Here is a 17,200-nt window from a genome sequence, read left to right as displayed (position 1 = left end):
CCCGGCGTTTTGCCGGGCTTCCTCTTCAGCACGACAGCCAGTATTTCATTTCCCGAAGGCGCCCGAGTCAAACTTGTAGGAGGCCTGGAGAAAGCCGCCGTACCGCTCGTAGCTGAAGGTCGTGGGCGACCCCGGGACTCCAGGAAATTGGGTGGTCCCACTGGTCGTCCGGGCGTACCAATAGCGGCCGCCGACGCCGACGCTGAAATTTCTCGTCACGTCGTATGACACAACGCCCTCGAGCTGGTAGCCCCAGCCATTTCCAGATTGCCGAAGCGGATTGATGTCGGGGCGCAGCCAGTGATTGTCGAATCCGCTCAACCGGACATAGGGCAGAACGGCGCCATCGAGGGTGACGTTCCAGCTCTGGCCGAGCTTGAAGACGCCGTTCAACCCCACGCGGAGCGAATCCCAGTTCTCGGTCTTGCTGAGCACCAGCACGCCCCCCGCAACAGGATCGAGACCACAGATAAACGGATTGGTCGCGACCTGGGTACATCCGTATGCGTTCACGGTTTCGTAGAAATGATTGTAGCCGACGAAGCCGCCGACCTTGAACGCCGGCCCCCTCCAGAAATTGTAGCCGGCGTCGACCGTGCCGTACCAAAGCCTGCCGCTGTTCACGCTGCTGTCCGTATTCGAGTACGGAATGACGGCCGGCGGGAAGTCTTCGTCGTTGAGCCTGCCGCTGAAGATGTTGCCACCGCCCGCAAAGCCCTTGGCGAAGAAACCCAGACTGTGATCGGCCCTGGCGAACCCCTCGCCGGCATGGCTGTTGAGATTCTTGTAGGTCAGCAGAGAATTGGTTTGGCCAGCGACGAAAGGATCGCCCAACGTGTAGCGGGTGCGGCCCGAACTGTAGAAATAGCGGGCGCCGACCTCGAACTCCCACAAAGAGACCGGCGGAGGCGGCGCCTTGACCGGGAGATCCGCGGCCGACACCGCGCCCGCCCCGAGCACACAAGCCACAGCAGCGATGAGGCTGCCCGCAACTGGTAGAGTGAAACGCTTGATCGCACCCCGTGCCGGCCTGCCCCGCGTCAAACCAGCCGCACTCCTGTCCTCAGAAGACTGCATCGATGCCCCCCATCTGCAGCACTTTCTATCTTGAGTAGAAACATGCTACAAGCACGCGCAGTTTCGTGCAATCGACGTCACATGACACAAGTTGCTTCTTATCCCGCTGTTGCAACCTCGCAACAAACGCGATGCGCTCGACGCCTGCTCGATTGCGCTATCCTTGTACTCGTCCCGCAGACTGGAGCGCGCTATCGTTCGGTCAAGCTCGTCATCCTGTCGCTCGCATTCATCGGCAAGCTCGCGGCGGTGGACGCCCAGACATCATCCAATGGGCCTGGAAACCCCTTCATCCCATCGTCATCGAAGCACGATGCGGGCACGCTGCCGCGTGCCAAGCGAAGCCTCCCGCCACGGCACTCGACCCGCCCCGTCCCCGGCACGGAAGAGCGCAGCAAGCGTTGCCCGCCCTATTCGGCTTATGTGGTCTGCAAATGATGAGCATACTCATCGCGCGGGCACCGGACCAGGCCAACGAGGCCGCCGCGACATGATGCGAACTCGGGAACGGAGCACCGGCTACTTCGTCAGCAGTGCGTACGCCCCGTTCCAATCCTCGGGCGGCGGATTGACCTGGTAGTTGCGGATGCGTGCGTCATAGAGATCATAAAGCTTGGCCAAGTCTTGTCCCTGGTCGCTCTTGCGGCCGCGCTCGATCGCGGCCAGCGCCCCTTCCCAATCGCGGCTGCGATAGCTCGCCAGCATCTCGATGGTGAGGTTGCGGAGCAACTGGAAGCGCTCGGAATACATCACGTCCTCGCGGCCGGCGATGGCGTAGATCACCTCCGGCTCGGTCTTACCCTTGACCATGATGAAGTCGAGCTCGAGAATCGCGAGCTTGTCCTTGACCGCCATCGCCGTTGCCGAGCCGACGATGATCGGAAAGCCGTATTCCTTGGTCTGGCCTTCGAGACGCGAGGCGAGGTTGACGCTGTCGCCCAGCACCGAATAGTTCTTCTTGAGCTCCGAGCCCATGTTGCCGACGACGCCAATGCCGGTATTGAGGCCGATGCCAACGTTGAGCGGGATGTAGACATGGCCGCCATGGGCGGCCTCCTGCTCGCGCTGCCGGTTGACCTCGTCGATCTTGTCCAGCATGTCGAGTGCCGCCGTGCAGGCGTTGAGGTGATGCTCCCGGTCGTCGAGCGGCGCATTCCAGAATGCCATGATGGCATCGCCCATGTACTTGTCGACATAGCCCTTGCGCGCGATGATCGCGTCGGTCAACGGCGTCAGGAAGCGGTTCATCAGTGTCGTCAAGCCCTGCGGATCGTGCTTATAGCTTTCCGAGATCGAGGTGAAGCCGCGCACGTCCGAGAACATGATGGTCATCTCGCGCTCCTCGCCGCCGAGCACGAGTTTTTCCGGCGATTGCGCGAGCTGCTCCACCAGCACCGGCGACATGTATTGGGCGAACCAGCCGCGAATCTCCTTGCGCTGCTGCTGCTCGCGAATGAAGCTGGCGAAGATCAGCGTCAGATAGATCGCCGTGGTCGACAGCATCGGATAGGTGAAGTCGATCAAGAACCGGTGCTGCGTATAGGCGTACCAGGAGAGGCCAATCAGAACGCTTGCGAACAGGGCGCCGACGAGTACCAGCGTGACGGCACCGAGCCGCGGCGCGAACACGATCACGAGCAGACCGAAGATCACGGCACCGAAGAACTCGGCCGAAAGCCCCCAGAACGGCGGGGACAGGATCGAGTTCGTGAGGACGGATTCGAGAACCTGCGCATGCACCTCGACGCCCGGCATGGCCGGATCGACCGGCGTCGTCTTGATGTCGTTCAGGCCGATCGCGGACGGTCCGATCAGGACCAGCTTCCTTGCGATCTTCTCCGGCGGCACGCGCCCTTCGAGCACGTCGATGGCCGACACGTAGATCGACGGATCGGAGCGGGCATAGTGCACCCAGATCCTGCCTTTGCGATCCGTCGGAATCTCGAAACCGCCGATGCGAAGGCTCTTGATGCCGCCGATATCGGCCTTGATCACCAGGGTGTCAGCGCCGCTCACCACTCGAAGCATCTCGAAGCTGAGCGCCAGCATCGTGATGTCCTGCGCCTGCAGAATCATCGGCACACGACGGATGATGCCGTCGCGCTCCGGCGGGATCGTGAACAGCCCACGTCCGGACGCGGCATGCTCGATCACCGAAACGTTGCGCAACAGTCCCGGGTAGCTCTCCATGAAGCCATCGGCTTCGGGCCCGATTGTCGCAACGCCCGTGACCGGCAAGGTCTTGTCGAGATCGGCGCGGACCTCGTTGCTGGCCGTCTCACCGAGCACGATCCGCGACCGTCGCAGAGCATCGGCGAGCACCTGATCGTTCGAGGGCAGCGCCTTCAGCTTCTCGCGCGTTGCCTCGTCGAGATTGGGAAAGGTCTCGGCCGCAATCGCCGGGTTCAACCGGTCCGGCTCGGCAAACACGACGTCGAACGCAATGACGAGGGCACCGAGGCGTGTGAGCTTTTCGATGATCTCAGCGATCCGCGTCCGTGGCCACGGCCACTGACCGAGCTTGGGATCGGCGACGCTCTTCTCGTCGATATCGACGATCGTGACCGGACGCACCGTCTTCACCCGCGGGCTGAACGCCTGGAAGTTGTCGAACGTGCGGAGGCGCAGCTCCTGCATCGGCGGGGGATCGGCAGCGCGCAGCGCCGCGAAGGCGACCAGCAGCACCAGGCACATCAGGCGCGCAAAGCCGAACTTGCGTGCGAACCATCGAGGAACTGCTCTCAATCGCTTCATGCAGCATCCGATATCACGCCGAGGCGGGCGATCCGAGGCGTCTGATCGTCTCCAACGAGCGCTCGGCTTGGCAACGCCGGCGCCCGCATCGCAGACGGACGTGCGGGCTCAGACGAGGTGGAAACCGTCGTGATGCGCCTTGAATTGATCCAACGTCACCCCCTTGAGCGTGAGCGTATCATGCACCGCATCGGTGATGACGGTGTCGTGGCCGCCATTGGCCGACTGCGCGGCAGCGACCACCGCTTCGACGCTGGCAAACAGCGAACGATCGAGCTCGACGATGTCCTTGTTGAGATCGAAATCGCCGATCGTGGCGCTGCCGAAATGCGGGTTGAAGACGAAGGTGTCGTTGCCGTCCTTGCCGAAGATCGTCACGCCGCCGCCGACATTGACGAAATTGTCGTTCTGGTCCGTGCCGTTGATCGTCGATGCGCCGTTGCCGGCCAACGTGACGGTCAGCGCCTTGGTCGCAGTTCCGCCTCGGCCGTCGCTGACGTCCGCCTGATAGGTCACGGTCAGCGTGTCACCGGGATTGAGAAAATCCAGGTTCACATCGGCCGGATGATATGTCCAGTGCAGCACCTCGGAGTCGCCATCGGATATCGCGCTGTCGAAGGTGATCGCGTGGGCGTCGGCCAGCGCCTGGACATGGGCGTTCGAAGGCAGGCTCGGCAAGCCATTGTATTTGATCACGCCGTTCTGGACCACCGAAGCGGTCAGCGTGTCGCCGACATCCCTGTCGAGCACCGTCAAGGTGCCGGACATGCCGCTCGTCAATTTCACCGGCTGATCGGCGATGAAGCCGGCCGAAACATTGTCGAGCTCGAACGCATTCTGGCTGCTGGCGAGCACCACCTTGTTGAACGGCGACAGGCCGAGAAACTCGACATAGCCGTTCGAGGCCAGCGACGCCTGCCCGCCATTGGCGAGCAGCGGCGCGACGTCGCTGCCCGTGTAGGACGCCACCAGCTTGTTGCCGTTGTAGAAGGAGATGCTGTTGTAGCTGTCGACCGAGCCCCAATACAGCCCGAAGCTGTTCTTGACGCTGTCGAAGGTGATGGTCTCCTGCGCGTGGCTGCCGACGCTGAGATAGTTGGTCTTGTCGGCGCCGTCGGCCATGTAGGGCGCCGCCGACACCGGGGAGGAGCCGTGCACGATTCCCGCATTGCCGCTGGCCGTGAAGGTTGCGTGCAGCGCCTCGCTGTAGAAGCTGCCGTGACCGCGCCCGTTGTCGGAGATCGAGCCCTCCGACACGCGATCGAACGTCTCGGTCGGCATGCCCTCGGCATTGGTCTTGGCGGTGCTCGCCAGCACGGTCGCCCGCTCGGCCAGGACGACGGTCTGCACGGTCGGATTGGTCTCGCCGGCAATGACGGGCGCGTCCTCGGCGCCATTGACCGTGATGGTCACGGGCACGTTCTGAACGCCGCCGTGGCCGTCGGCGATCTCGATTGTGTAGGTCAGCGTCACGTGCTGGCCGGCTCCGAGATAGTCGAACGCCTTGTCCTGGGCGGAGAAGGTCCAGGGTTGCGATGCGGTAGCGCCTCCCACGGAATCGGTGAGAGCTCCGAGCGACAGCCAGCTCTTGAGCAGCGATGTGTCCGAGGGAAGACCGCTGTGGGCGCCATCGACTTCGACGTTGATCACCTTGACCGCATGCGTGTCGGCGACGTCGGCATCGGTGAAGGTGATCGTGCCGTGCGCGGTGTCGAGATCGCTCGATTCCGACTTGCCGGAGTGCTCGGCGATTACAACGGCCTGCGCCACCGACTTGACCACCGGCAGGTCGTTTGTCCCGGTGATGGTGACGACGATGGTCGAGGCCGCGGTGCCGCCGCGATGGTCGTCGAGCGTCACGGTCGTGGTCACCGTGACGGTCTGGTCGTCGCCGAGGAAATCCAGCGAGCCATCGGCGATGGCATAGGTCCAATCGACAGAGCCGTTGTTGGTGTTGTCGCTTTGAACCAGATGCAGCGCCTGCGCGAGCGCAGAGACCTGGTCCGGCGTCAGTTGACCGGACAGATCGGTGTTGTCGGCCGCGGTCCACTTCACCGTCTGCGCATTGGTGAGGATGGCAGCCGTCGGGCGGTCCGTCAGATCGACATCGGTGAAGTGAATGGTGCCGCCGACGCTGCGCGGATCTGACGATCCGGTCGTGCTGGGCGTCTCAGTGATGGCGCCGGCCTGGTCGGGATCGGCGACCACCGGCACGTCATCCTTCGCCATGAGCGTGATCAGCGTTCCGCCATGGCCATCATCGCTCCCGGCAAAATGCGCATCGCTATAGTTGCCGACGAGCGTCAGATCGATGCGGTGGCCCTGGCCGTCAATGACGCTGAGCACGCCCGCTTCCGAATCGTAGGTCGCCGTCGTCGCCGCGCTCCACTTGATCGTCTGCAGGTCGATCTTGTCGCCGACGCCGAGGCCGGCGAGTTTGGCGGAGAAGCTGGCGTCGTCGATGACGATCTCGCTGCTTCCCTTGCTGCTGAAGTCGATCGTCTGTTCGATATGGCCGTCGATCTTCAGGATGGCGTCGGCATCGACCTTGATCTGGCCGGAGCCTTGGACATCGCCAGTGATCTCGAACGTACCGCCCGTGATCTCGATCGTGCCGTCGTTGTAGATCGTTCCACTGAGGCCGCTCGTGCCGCTCGCCGTGATCGTGCCATGGACATGCAGCTCACCATCGCCGCTCACCTTGGTGTCGGCGAGATCGAGGTAGGCGCCGAGATCGACGGTGAAGACGTGGAGATTCTCGACGTCTACCCCGCTCAGCGTCACGTGACCGGCGATCTCCAGCGTGCCCGCGATCTGGATCTTCAAGGTGCCGCCGGTGAGCGTCGTGCTCCCGTCGAGCACCAGCGTCGACGGGACCGGCGTCTCACCATCCTCATCGATGATGATCTGACCGTCCGTGTTATCGATGGTGACATTGTCGAACGTGGTCGCCGCCGCAGTCTCGACATGCACGATGCCGTGGTTGACGAGATCGCCGCCGGTGATCGTGCTGCTCTCGATCACTAGCAGCGCGCCGTCGTCCACCTGGACTGTGCCGGAATTGTCGACGGTGACACCGGCCAGGGTCGCGGTCTCGTCTGCAGCAACCTCGAGCGTCGAGCCGTCGCCGATCGTGATGTCGACATCGGTCAACGACGCGCCGCCCTGAACGGTCAGGATCGCCGTCATTTCCGCAAGCGGACCGGTCTCGCCGATCAGCAGCTCTCCGCCAGCGACGGCGCTGCCGTCGATCGTGCTGTCGCCGTCGACGGAGATCGTCCCATCGCTGGTGATAGCGCCGCCGGCGATGCTCGTGCCGCTCAGAGAGAGAGCACCAGCCAGCGCAATGGTGATCGCGGCGGCGTTCGCATTCGTGATCGTCTCGTCCTCGAACGCATTGCCGCTGCCGGACACGGCGATCGTGTCGAAATTGTCGAGCGTCCCGCCGATCAGCGCGGCGTGGCCGATCAGGGCCACCGCTCCGCCGGACTCGTTGATCAGCGTGCCGCCGCTGACGCGCGCCTGTGACAGGGTCAGCGTTCCGGCGTCTTCGACCGTGATCGTACCGTCGGTATTGTCGATGCTGGTGTCGTTGGCGAGCGCAAGCGCGCCACCCGCCTTGATGTCGATCAGGCCGACGTTCGTGACGATCTCGTTCGAGATGGCATTTCCGGCGCCAGACACATCGACCGCGCCGAAATTGGTCAGCTGGCCATTGCTGATGTCGGCTCCGCCTTTCAGGACGAGCAGACCGTTGGCCTGCGGCGGCGTTTGCCCGTCGTTCTCCAGCGTGCCAAAATTCTGAACGATCGGCATTCCCTGGATCAGGATGGTGCCGCCATCGATGCTGCCACCCTCCAGGGTCAGCGTCGCGCCCAGGTCGACCTGGATGAGGCCGGAGCTGTCCTCATCGGCGTTCGCAACGTCACCATGCACGGTCAGCGTACCGCCGGACAGCTCGATCGTTCCGGTGTTGAAGATGCCGGCGTTCGCCCCGAACACGCCGCCGCCAGCCAGCAGCACCGTGCCGGCATTGTGAAACTCGCTTTGCTCGAGGATCTGCGCGGAGCCGCCGACGGTGATCGTCGCACCCGAGAAGTTGTAGATGAGCGAGTCGGCCTTGGCCGTCAGCGCGCCGCTGATCGTCAGCGTGCCGTTATTGTCGAGCTCCGGAACGGCGCCGCCGCCGAAATCATTCAGCGTGACCGATTTGGCGTAGGCGTAGGCGTTGTCGTCGACCGTCACCGGAAAGGCCGGCGTCAGGCCGTGCAGCTGATCGGTGATGATGATGACGTCATCATCGGCGGTCGGAGCCAGACCGGTTGCCCAGTTCGCGCCGTCGCTCCACAGATGAACCTGCCCCCCGCTGCTCTCGCCAGGCTGCGTCGTGGCGATCCAGACCACCGCCGGATCGTCGGTGCCGGTGATCGTCACCGTGACCGTCTGCGTCGATGTCGCGCCTTGCGAGTCCGTCACGGTCACGGTGTAGGTGAGCGTCAGCGTCTGGCCTGCGGGAATGAAATCCGCGACATAGACCGGCAGGTTGGCGAAGCTCCAATTGATCTTGCCGGTGCCGCTTCCGGTGCTGTCGGAGGCCAGAGACGCAGTCAGGGCCTGTTCGAACAGCGCGAACGGGGCCGGCGGAATGCTGCCGCCGCCCTCCAAAACCGCGCTGGTCAGCTTCGCCGAGACGGTATGGCTGTCCGTGAGATCAACGTCCGTGAAGGTCAGCGTGCCTGAGGTCGGATCGTCCGATGTCAGCGGGCCGCCGGGCACGCTGGTGCCGCCCTCGAACGCGATGGTCTGGACGCTCGCGACGATCTCGGGCTTGTCGTTGGTCCCCGTCACGGTGATCGTGATCGGGACCAGAGCGAATTCGTTGGACGGCGCAAAGTTGTTGTCGACGCGGACGATGTAAGTCAGTGTCAGCGTTTCACCTGCCGCCAAAAAATCGAAATACTTGTCGGGAACGCTGTAGGTCAGCGTCGCCGTGCCGAAATTCTTGTTGTTCGGATCGGGCGTGACCGTGATCTTCACCGCGGTCGCCAGGACGTCCTGCAATTGTAGGGCATTCAACGAGGCCGTGACGTCGGCCTGCTGCGCGCTCTTATAGGCGTAGGAACTGAAACTGACGGACACCGTCGGCCGGTCGATGCCATTGACGTCGACGAAATTGACGCGACTGAGCACGGCGTCGAGATCGGCGCCGTTCCCGGTCTGACCGGCGCGCTCCATAATTCCGAAAGCCGTCATCAGCCGGCCGCCGGTATCGAGAATCCTGACTTCCGGCGGACCCGGGATGTGCGACAGCTGCTCGCCGGTCTGGCCAGTCCCGATCGTCGCGCCGGTGTCGTCGACCACGCGGATGATCGGCGTCGCGCTGGTGCCATTGGGCAAGGTCAGCGGCGTCAGCGTCTGCGGCACCCCGATGTCGGTGAAATGGGTCGTCGACTTCGGATTGCTGTTGTCGGTGAACTTCAGCGTGAAGACGTCATTGATGAGCTTCTGGATGTCCGGCGTGAGCGGGACAGCGCTCTGATTCACGATTCCGTTGCTGATCTGGATCTGCTGTCCGGCCTGATTCACCACAGCGATCGGCTGCAGCGTCGTCTTGTCGAACAGGACGTAGGAGCCGGTGTGGCCATCGGGCTCGACCAGCACCTGGAACTTGGCATCGGGCAGACTGCCCTGCCCCGGCACCGTGAAGTCGATCTCGACCAGCACGGCCGTGCCGCGAATGCCCATGGTCGCCACGGGCGTGTCGACCTTCATGTCGCCGTGCTTGGCGGTCTCGCCGGCCACGAACGAGATCGTGCCGGCGACGAGGCTGATCAGCGAGGAATTGTTCGACCCGTTGGGGTCGTACACCATTTCATTCAGCACCATCCGCGCATTGGACGACAGGCCGAACACGGTGCCGTCGATGAAGGTGATGCCGAGCGTCGAATCCGAGCCGGACTGGACGACGTCGCCCTTCTCGACGTTGTCGCCGTTGTGAAGGAGGATCGAAACGCCGTTGCGGATGACCGTCGCGGTGCCCTGCAGCTTGGTCACATGGCCGATGACCTTGCTCACGCTCGCGGCCGCCCCGGCCTGGCTGACCTGCACCGCGCCGGAGAGCGCGTTGACGAGGTCGCCGGTCAGATGCGCGCCGTCCGGCGAGGCCAGCGGCGCGCGTTTCTCGCCCTTGAAATAGTCCGGCAGCACCATCTCGCGTCCGTTGGACGACAGGATCAGGTCGAGACCAGACCGCTTGAAATCGGCATTGAACAGAAAATGCGCGTCCGGAACGACGATCGCGTCGGTCGGCGCATGGGCATGCGGCGTCTCCAGCCGCACGTGACCGTGCGAAGAGGCGCCCCGGCCTTCGGAGAAAAGCGCGGCGTCAAAATTGCCAGCGTAATTCAAGGGGCCACCGACTATGGTTAATGAATACATAAGAATGAGTGTTCAAGGCGTGCATATCACTGGCAAGTGTCTGGCGGAACCACCTTCAGCTTGTGCTTCAGGTGGCCAAAAACGGCGGCTTCCGCGGGATCGCTACGATGTTGTCGAGTTTCTGCCCTCTTTAAAGCTAGCCCGGGCTGAGACTTGCCAAGTCAAAATTCACCTCTCTTCAGAAAACAAAAGTAATTCCAAGTATTCATAGGCCATCCAATACCTTTGCCGACATCAACATCCGCACTGGCTTACCCCTGACAACGGATTTCAAGTGGAGGACTTCGGGTGGGAGAACAAGAATCGACGAATTGCATCAATTTGGCAGGAGCTGCGGATGGGTTCGAAGCACAACTTCACCGCGAACCCTCCAGACCTTCGCGACCATCGTTCAGCTTTCGCTAGGATTTGTCGCATCGGAGCAACACAACGTTCAGCGTAAATCCTGCGATTTGGTCGCCGGATTGCCGGTTTTAAGCAGAGGCCAAGCCTCCGCACCCATGCTGACCCCCAACAAGCATCCGGTTCCGTCAGGCGCTGCGTCGCGCCGGCCGAGATCCGGGCACGGGGCGTCACATGAATTTTCTCGCGCTGATGCGCGCATCGCTGGCGGCCGCGGCCGCCAGCGCCGCCATATGGATCGGCGGCCCAGCGGGCGCCGGTCCTGTCGCGCAGCCATTGGGGTTCGCAACCGCCATCGAGGATACGGCCGAGCCATTCGGCCTGCCGCGGGTCGGCCTGGAGGCAGGCCCGTTGCGCGACAAGTGGTTGGCGCTCGCGCGCAAGCTCGAAGACGAGCGCGTGCAGCTTGCGCTGTGCGATGGCGACCGCGAGCGCTGCGTCTCCCCTGCCGCCCTCAGCCTGCTGGCGATCATCGATCAGGGCCGTCTCCGGGCGGGACGGGCAAGGCTCGGCGAGATCAATCGGGCGGTCAATCTGGCCATCCGGCCGGCCAGTGATCTCGCTCAATATGGCCAGGTGGACGTGTGGGCCCCCCCTCTCGCTACCTTCGAACGCCGTGCCGGCGATTGTGAGGACTACGCGATCGCCAAGCTCGTCGCGCTTCGGATGGCCGGCGTTGCCATCGACGATCTGCGGATCGTGATCCTGCACGATGTCGTCCGGGACGAGGATCACGCCGTCGCGGCGGCGCGCCTCGACGGGCATTGGCTGATGCTCGACAATCAGCGCATGGCGATGATCCAGGACAGCGATGCGCGGCAGGTGCGGCCGTTGTTCGTGATCGACGAGACCGGCATCTCCCGGTATCAGGCTTTGCCCCTGATGGCGGAGGTCCGGGCGCTGTCGCCTGAGGGGACGGCTTCCGTGAACTATTGACGATCGCGCATCGTTGCCGCGTGCCCACAACTTGAGACGTGGCCGGGAGTTCACGGGACGAGGACGGAAGGAATGCGGCCAGTGCGCCGACGGAACCGGCCGGCACCGAAGGACACGATGCGGCGGCTCGTTCACCGCGCCGCAACGAGTTGCATCCACATTGCAGACGCGAACCGAACGAGGCGATAGTGCCGTCATGACCCCAGGCAGCCCCGCCCTCGCCGTGCGAGAACTGACGAAATGTTTCGAGCGGCCGGCGGTCGATGCGCTCGACCTCGTGGTGCGCTCGGGTGAATTCTATGCACTGGTCGGCCCGAACGGCGCCGGCAAGACGACGACGCTGCGCATGGTCGCGGGCCTGCTGCGGCCGGATGCCGGGCGGATCGAGATCTTCGGCATCGATGCACTGCGCGACCCGATCGCCGCCAAGCAGGTGATGGCCTGGGTCTCCGACGAGCCCATGATCTACGACAAGCTCACGCCGCTCGAATATCTCGAGTTCGTCGCCGGACTGTGGGGCATCGATCCGGCGACCTCGAGTAACGCGGCAACCGAACTTCTGGTCTCGCTCGGGCTGGAGCCGCATCTGCACGAGCGCTGCGAAGGCTTTTCCAAGGGCATGCGCCAGAAGGTCGCGCTCGCCGGCGCGCTGATCCACGACCCGCGGCTGATCATCCTGGACGAGCCGCTGACGGGCCTGGACGCGGTGTCGGCGCGGCACGTCAAGGGCCTGCTCGCCGAGCGCGTCCGCCGCGGCGGCACGGTGATCATGACCACGCACATTCTCGAAGTCGCCGAGCGCATGGCCGACCGGATCGGCGTGATCGCCGCCGGGCGCGTCGTCGCCGAAGGCACTCTGGCCGAGCTGCGCCAGCAGAACGGTCGCACCGACACCAGCCTGGAGGAGTTGTTCATCGCACTGGTCGACGTCGAGTCCGCGGCATGACGCGGGCGGCGACGCTCGCCTGGTTCGCCCGTCACGAGCTCCGGCTCGCCTGGCGGGAATGGCTCGGCATGATCACGGCCGGCAGGCGCCGCCGCACGCGGGCCGCCATCATCGGTCTCGTGCTGTTCGGCGCCCTCATGCATCTGCCGGCCTGGGTCGTGGTCGGTCGCTACGCCGATCTCGAGCTGCCGCTCGACAAGACCGCGCTGATCGTCATCACCGCGACCATCATGCTGTCCTGGGCGCTGATGCTGTCGCAGGCGATCGAATCCGTCACACGCGTGTTCTACGCCCGTGCCGACCTCGATCTCATCATGTCGTCGCCGGTGCGGCTGGCCGAGATCTTCTCCGTCCGGATCGCGGCGATCGCGCTCTCCGTGACCAGCATGGCGCTGCTGCTCGCGACCCCCTTCGTCGACGTGCTGCTGATCGAGGGTGGCACGCGCTGGCTCGCGGCGTTCGTCGTGGTCGCGGCCGTCGGCCTGTCGGCGGCCGCGGTCGCCATTGCCATCACGATCGTCCTGTTCCGCCTCATTGGTCCGGCGCGAACGCGGCTGGTCGCCCAGATCCTGGCGGCCGTGATCGGCGCCGGCTTCGTCATCGTGCTGCAGATCGCGGCGATCGTGTCCTATGGCACGCTGTCGCGCTTCGCCATCCTCACCTCGGATGCCGCGGCCGCCATCGCGCCCGATCCCGACAGTCTTGTTTGGCTGCCGGCTCGAGCGGCGCTCGGCGACGGCCAGGCGCTGCTGATTCTGCTGGCAGCCGGACTGTTGTTGCTCGGCGTCGTCATGATGGTGTTCTCGCCGCGCTTCGCCGACACCGCGATCCGCGCCGCGGCCCAGGGCATCTCCAGCCGCGCCGGCGCACGCGTCAGGTCGTTTCGGGGCGGCTCGCGGCAGCAGGCGCTGCGGCGCAAGGAGTTCATGCTGCTGCGGCGCGATCCCTGGCTGATCTCGCAGACGCTGATGCAATTGCTCTATCTGGTGCCTCCGGCGCTGCTGCTGTGGCGCAGCTACTCCGACAGCTCGCAGGCGGTGTTCCTGATCACGCCGGTCGTCGTGATGGCGGCGGGCCAGCTCGCGGGCGGCCTCGCCTGGCTCACCATCTCCGGCGAGGACGCGCCCGAGCTGGTGGCGACGGCGCCGCTGCCGGCGACGCGCATCGTGCGCGCCAAGGTCGAGGTCGTGCTGATCACGATCGCGATGATCTTCGCTCCGCTCGTGCTTGCGCTCGGTTGGGTCGCACCGGCGCAGGCGGTGGTCACGGCCGTTGCCGTTCTGGTCGCGACCGTCTCCTCCACGGCCATCCAGCTCTGGTTCCGGATCCAGGCGCGTCGCAGCCAGTTTCGCCGCCGCCAGACCTCGTCGCGGCTGGCGACCTTTGCCGAGGCGTTCTCCTCGATCGGCTGGGCGGCGACCGCGGCGCTGGCGCTCGCGCTGCCCGAGGCCGCCATCGTCTGCGGCCTGATGACCGCGGGCCTGTTGCTCGCGGCCTGGAAGCTGAGCCCGGCGCGGGCGTGAAGCGTTCAGCGCAGCAGCTCCGTCACGGCGGCGGCGAACGCCTCCGGCTCTTCCTGCGGCAAATTGTGGCCGGCCCGCGCGATCACGCGATGGCCGATCCGGTTGCTGAACTTCGCAGCATGCGCCTGGCCGTCCGTTGCCGGGATCACGCCGTCGGCGTCGCCATCGAGCGTGATCGTAGGCACGGTGATGACGGGCAGGGTCGCCAATCGCCGCTCCAGCTCCTGATAGCGCGGATCCCCATCGGCCAGCCCGTAGCGATGCCGATAGCTGTGGATCACGACATCGACGTGATCGGGATTGTCGAACGCCTCCGCCGCGCGCGCGAAGGTCGCATCGTCGAAGCGCCACTGCGGCGACCATTGCTGCCACAGCAGCCGTGCGATGTCGGCGCGGTGGGCGGCGAGCCCGGCGCGGCCGCGCTCGGTCTGGAAGTACCACTGATACCAGAACGCGAACTCGCGCGGCACCGGCGCCGGCTCCAATGCCCGCGCGATGTCCTGGATCAGATAGCCGTTCACGGAGACCAGGCCCGTGCAGCGCTCGGGCCACAGCGCCGCGCCGACGCAGGCAGCCCTGCCACCCCAATCATAGCCGGCGAACACGGCGCGCGGGATCGCCAGCGCATCCATCAGCGCGACCAGATCGGCGCCGACCGCGGCCTGCTGGCCCGAGCGCGGCGTCGATGCGTCGCGGAAACGAGTGGGTCCATAGCCGCGCAGATAGGGCACGATGACGCGGCAGCCCTGCGCGGCGAGGCGCGGCGCGACCTCGACATAGGAGTGGATATCGTAGGGATAGCCGTGCAGCAGGATGACGACGGGGCCATCGGCCGGCCCGCTCTCGACATAGGCAATGCGGAGCACGCCTGCGTCGATTTCCCGCAACGGCTGCAACACCCGATCCGTCATGCCATCTCTCCACGTCGTCGCGCCGCGCTCTCGAGCCGGCCGTTGCGCCGAGGATAGTTCTGATCCGGATTCCCCGCTACACTCACACCCGCTGTCGAAGGGGAACTGCCATGCTGCGCTCGCTGGTCTCGCTGCTTGCCGTGCTGGTCGCGTTCGCATCGCCCGCTCTGGCGCAATCGGGGCCGCGCACCAGCGAGTGCCTGGCGATGGCCGGCAACCAACCGCGCGCGACGCCGGTCAGCCTGCGCCGGACGGCGTCTGCCGGCAACGAGGTGACGATCACCTATGCCGGCCACTCGACCTACTTCATCGACACGCCGATGGGCATCCGCATCGCGACCGACTACAGCGGCGCCTATCAGGTCGGACGGCTGCCCGACGTGATCACCATGAACCGCGCGCATTCGACGCACTACACGCTGGCGCCCGATTCGCGCATCCCGCATGTGCTGCGCGGCTGGGGCGACGACGGCAAGCCGGCCCAGATCTTCGAGCGAATCGGCGACGTGCTGATCCGCAACATCACCACCGACACCCGCCGCTATTTCGGAGATTCCATCGGCATCGACATGATCAAGGACGGCAACTCGATCTTCATCTTCGAGGTCGCCGGCCTGTGCATCGGCCATCTCGGCCACCTGCACGTCAAGCTCGACGAGACGCATTTCGCCGCGATCGGCCGGCTCGACGTGGTGATGGTGCCGATCGACGGCACCTACACGATGTCGCTCGACGGCATCTCGGAGATCACCAAGCGGCTGCGCGCCTCGGTGGTGCTGCCGATGCACCGCTTCGCGACGCCGCTCGACGAGTTCATGCGCAAGATCGGCCAGCAGTTCGAGATCGACCGCCGCGCCGAGCGCACCTTGAAGATGTCGCGCGAGCTGCTGCCACAGGTCCCGACCGTGATCATCCTCGACGGCGTCTAGGCGCCCGCAAGGCTGGTGCCGCGGCGGCCTTCCGGCGTCAGGAACATGCGCTTGAGCTTGTTGATGACCCGCACCGCGAGGCCGAGCACGTAGGGCTGGGTCTTCAGGCAGAAGGCGAGCTTCTTGACGTGACCCTCGACATGCCACTTGGCATGCGCGCCGTCGCGGAAGAAGATCACGTCGCCCGGCCCGTAGCGCTTCGCCGGCATGCCCTCGCTCTCCAGCGTGATCGCGCCTTCGAGGATCAGGATGGTCTCGTCGAAATCGTAGTACCAGTTGAACTTGCCCTCGGTGCAGTGCCAGACGATGGTCGAGCCCAGCCCGTCGCTGCTGCGCGCGATGGTGCAGGAGGTCGCGGTCGGATTGCCCTCGATGATCCAGGACGGCTCGATCGGAGCGGGCGCCAGGTCGACGGCGAGATTGGCGGTTTCGATCAAGGACGGAGACATCTTGGACCTCAAATGCATGGGACTGAAATGACCGGGCGAACGCCGGCACGAGCTTGCGAGCGTAGCCGATTGCACCTAATGGCTGCTTTCCGCAGTCGTTAAGATTTGAACAGACCACCGCGACCAGCCGTCGCATCACAAACACGCAAGCGCTATAAACTTCACGCGAACGCCGCAATTTGTTCGCGGCCTCGCCAAACCTGCTGATCTACTGTTTGCTCGCACTGCAAGATGCGGACAGGCGCCCCTCCGGTCGCCCTGCCCATCCTGCGCCGTGCCGTCACCTTTAAAGATTTGCCGCCTTCGCAGAGATAAGGATTTCCCAGGATGCGCCGACTGAGCCTCGCACTCGCCCTCACGCTGTCCGCCGCCGCCCTTGCAACCAGCAGTCTCGTCATGGCGGGCGAAACGCCCGCCCCCGAAAACGCCAAGGCCTACTTCATCAACCTGAAGGACGGCGACACCGTCTCCTCGCCGGTCCTGATCCGCTTCGGCCTGTCCGGCATGGGCGTCGCGCCGTCCGGCACCGAGGCTCCCAACACCGGGCACCACCACCTGCTGATCGACGCGCCCGCGCTCGAGGGCGACGCACTCAACGAGGCGATCCCGGTCGATGCCGGCCACGTGCATTTCGGCAAGGGCCAGACTGAAGCCTCGGTCAATCTCACGCCGGGCAAGCACACCTTGCAGCTCGTGCTCGGCGACTGGAGCCACATCCCCCACAACAAGCCGGTGATGTCGGAGCGGATCACGATCGACGTTCAGGCCACCACCGGCAGCGCCAAGCAGTAGGCAGGTTCGATCGACGACGACACCGCCGCGAGCATCGCTCGCG

The 17,200-nt window shown here is 64.7% G+C and carries 11 protein-coding genes; 6 read left to right on the top strand and 5 right to left on the bottom strand.

Going from position 1 to position 17,200, the window contains the following annotated elements; translation table 11 throughout:
- Positions 1 to 45: 45 nt before the first annotated feature.
- Complete coding sequence (locus tag QX094_RS15730) at positions 46 to 1,077, bottom strand: hypothetical protein (protein ID WP_316188013.1); 1,032 nt, start codon at positions 1,075 to 1,077, stop codon at positions 46 to 48.
- 81 nt (positions 1,078 to 1,158) lie between these two features.
- On the opposite strand from QX094_RS15730, the gene QX094_RS15725 reads away from it, so the two are divergent.
- Positions 1,159 to 1,515, top strand: coding sequence for a hypothetical protein (locus QX094_RS15725; protein WP_315754960.1), 357 nt, complete (start codon positions 1,159 to 1,161; stop codon positions 1,513 to 1,515).
- Positions 1,516 to 1,596: 81 nt separating this feature from the next.
- On the opposite strand, the gene QX094_RS15720 is transcribed toward QX094_RS15725, so the two are convergent.
- Together QX094_RS15720 and QX094_RS15715 are read right to left on the bottom strand one after the other, a co-directional pair.
- Positions 1,597 to 3,831, bottom strand: coding sequence for an adenylate/guanylate cyclase domain-containing protein (locus tag QX094_RS15720; RefSeq protein ID WP_315754962.1), 2,235 nt, complete (start codon positions 3,829 to 3,831; stop codon positions 1,597 to 1,599).
- Positions 3,832 to 3,939: 108 nt separating this feature from the next.
- Positions 3,940 to 10,239 (bottom strand): VCBS domain-containing protein, encoded by a 6,300-nt coding sequence (locus QX094_RS15715; protein WP_315754963.1) that lies wholly within the window; start codon positions 10,237 to 10,239, stop codon positions 3,940 to 3,942.
- A 606-nt stretch (positions 10,240 to 10,845) separates the two neighbouring features.
- Here QX094_RS15715 and QX094_RS15710 point away from each other — a divergent pair.
- From QX094_RS15710 to QX094_RS15700, 3 genes are all read left to right on the top strand, one after another.
- Positions 10,846 to 11,607: a transglutaminase-like cysteine peptidase gene (locus tag QX094_RS15710; protein WP_315754965.1), complete on the top strand. Its 762-nt coding sequence runs from the start codon at positions 10,846 to 10,848 to the stop codon at positions 11,605 to 11,607.
- Between the two features lie 196 nt (positions 11,608 to 11,803).
- Positions 11,804 to 12,553 (top strand): ABC transporter ATP-binding protein, encoded by a 750-nt coding sequence (locus QX094_RS15705; RefSeq protein WP_315754967.1) that lies wholly within the window; start codon positions 11,804 to 11,806, stop codon positions 12,551 to 12,553.
- Positions 12,550 to 14,076, top strand: a complete 1,527-nt coding sequence (locus QX094_RS15700) for a permease (RefSeq protein ID WP_315754970.1) — start codon at positions 12,550 to 12,552, stop codon at positions 14,074 to 14,076. Before QX094_RS15705 ends, QX094_RS15700 begins: the two co-directional genes overlap by 4 nt.
- A 5-nt stretch (positions 14,077 to 14,081) precedes the next feature.
- Here QX094_RS15700 and QX094_RS15695 read toward each other — a convergent pair whose 3' ends face one another.
- Positions 14,082 to 14,987, bottom strand: coding sequence for an alpha/beta hydrolase (locus QX094_RS15695; protein WP_315713703.1), 906 nt, complete (start codon positions 14,985 to 14,987; stop codon positions 14,082 to 14,084).
- A gap of 110 nt (positions 14,988 to 15,097) precedes the next feature.
- Between QX094_RS15695 and QX094_RS15690 the strand changes: the two genes are divergently transcribed.
- Positions 15,098 to 15,916, top strand: a complete 819-nt coding sequence (locus QX094_RS15690; protein WP_315754972.1) for an MBL fold metallo-hydrolase — start codon at positions 15,098 to 15,100, stop codon at positions 15,914 to 15,916.
- On the opposite strand, the gene QX094_RS15685 is transcribed toward QX094_RS15690, so the two are convergent.
- Positions 15,913 to 16,365 (bottom strand): cupin domain-containing protein, encoded by a 453-nt coding sequence (locus QX094_RS15685; protein WP_315754973.1) that lies wholly within the window; start codon positions 16,363 to 16,365, stop codon positions 15,913 to 15,915. The genes QX094_RS15690 and QX094_RS15685 overlap by 4 nt on opposite strands.
- A 327-nt stretch (positions 16,366 to 16,692) precedes the next feature.
- Between QX094_RS15685 and QX094_RS15680 the strand changes: the two genes are divergently transcribed.
- Positions 16,693 to 17,157: a DUF4399 domain-containing protein gene (locus tag QX094_RS15680; protein ID WP_315754975.1), complete on the top strand. Its 465-nt coding sequence runs from the start codon at positions 16,693 to 16,695 to the stop codon at positions 17,155 to 17,157.
- The last annotated feature ends 43 nt before the right edge of the window (positions 17,158 to 17,200 follow it).

Source organism: Bradyrhizobium sp. SZCCHNS1050, from assembly GCF_032484785.1.
GTDB lineage: Bacteria > Pseudomonadota > Alphaproteobacteria > Rhizobiales > Xanthobacteraceae > Bradyrhizobium.
Note: the sequence above shows the minus strand (reverse complement) of the source record. Positions and strands in the feature narration are given on the sequence as shown.

What these genes read in the sequence shown, in the direction of transcription:
- QX094_RS15730 (WP_316188013.1), bottom strand. Translation starts at nt 1,077, where the DNA reads ATGCAGTCTTCTGAGGACAGGAGTGCGGCTGGTTTGACGCGGGGCAGG.
- QX094_RS15725 (WP_315754960.1), top strand. Translation starts at nt 1,159, where the DNA reads ATGACACAAGTTGCTTCTTATCCCGCTGTTGCAACCTCGCAACAAACG.
- QX094_RS15720 (WP_315754962.1), bottom strand. Translation starts at nt 3,831, where the DNA reads ATGAAGCGATTGAGAGCAGTTCCTCGATGGTTCGCACGCAAGTTCGGC.
- QX094_RS15710 (WP_315754965.1), top strand. Translation starts at nt 10,846, where the DNA reads ATGAATTTTCTCGCGCTGATGCGCGCATCGCTGGCGGCCGCGGCCGCC.
- QX094_RS15705 (WP_315754967.1), top strand. Translation starts at nt 11,804, where the DNA reads ATGACCCCAGGCAGCCCCGCCCTCGCCGTGCGAGAACTGACGAAATGT.
- QX094_RS15700 (WP_315754970.1), top strand. Translation starts at nt 12,550, where the DNA reads ATGACGCGGGCGGCGACGCTCGCCTGGTTCGCCCGTCACGAGCTCCGG.
- QX094_RS15695 (WP_315713703.1), bottom strand. Translation starts at nt 14,987, where the DNA reads ATGACGGATCGGGTGTTGCAGCCGTTGCGGGAAATCGACGCAGGCGTG.
- QX094_RS15690 (WP_315754972.1), top strand. Translation starts at nt 15,098, where the DNA reads ATGCTGCGCTCGCTGGTCTCGCTGCTTGCCGTGCTGGTCGCGTTCGCA.
- QX094_RS15685 (WP_315754973.1), bottom strand. Translation starts at nt 16,365, where the DNA reads ATGTCTCCGTCCTTGATCGAAACCGCCAATCTCGCCGTCGACCTGGCG.
- QX094_RS15680 (WP_315754975.1), top strand. Translation starts at nt 16,693, where the DNA reads ATGCGCCGACTGAGCCTCGCACTCGCCCTCACGCTGTCCGCCGCCGCC.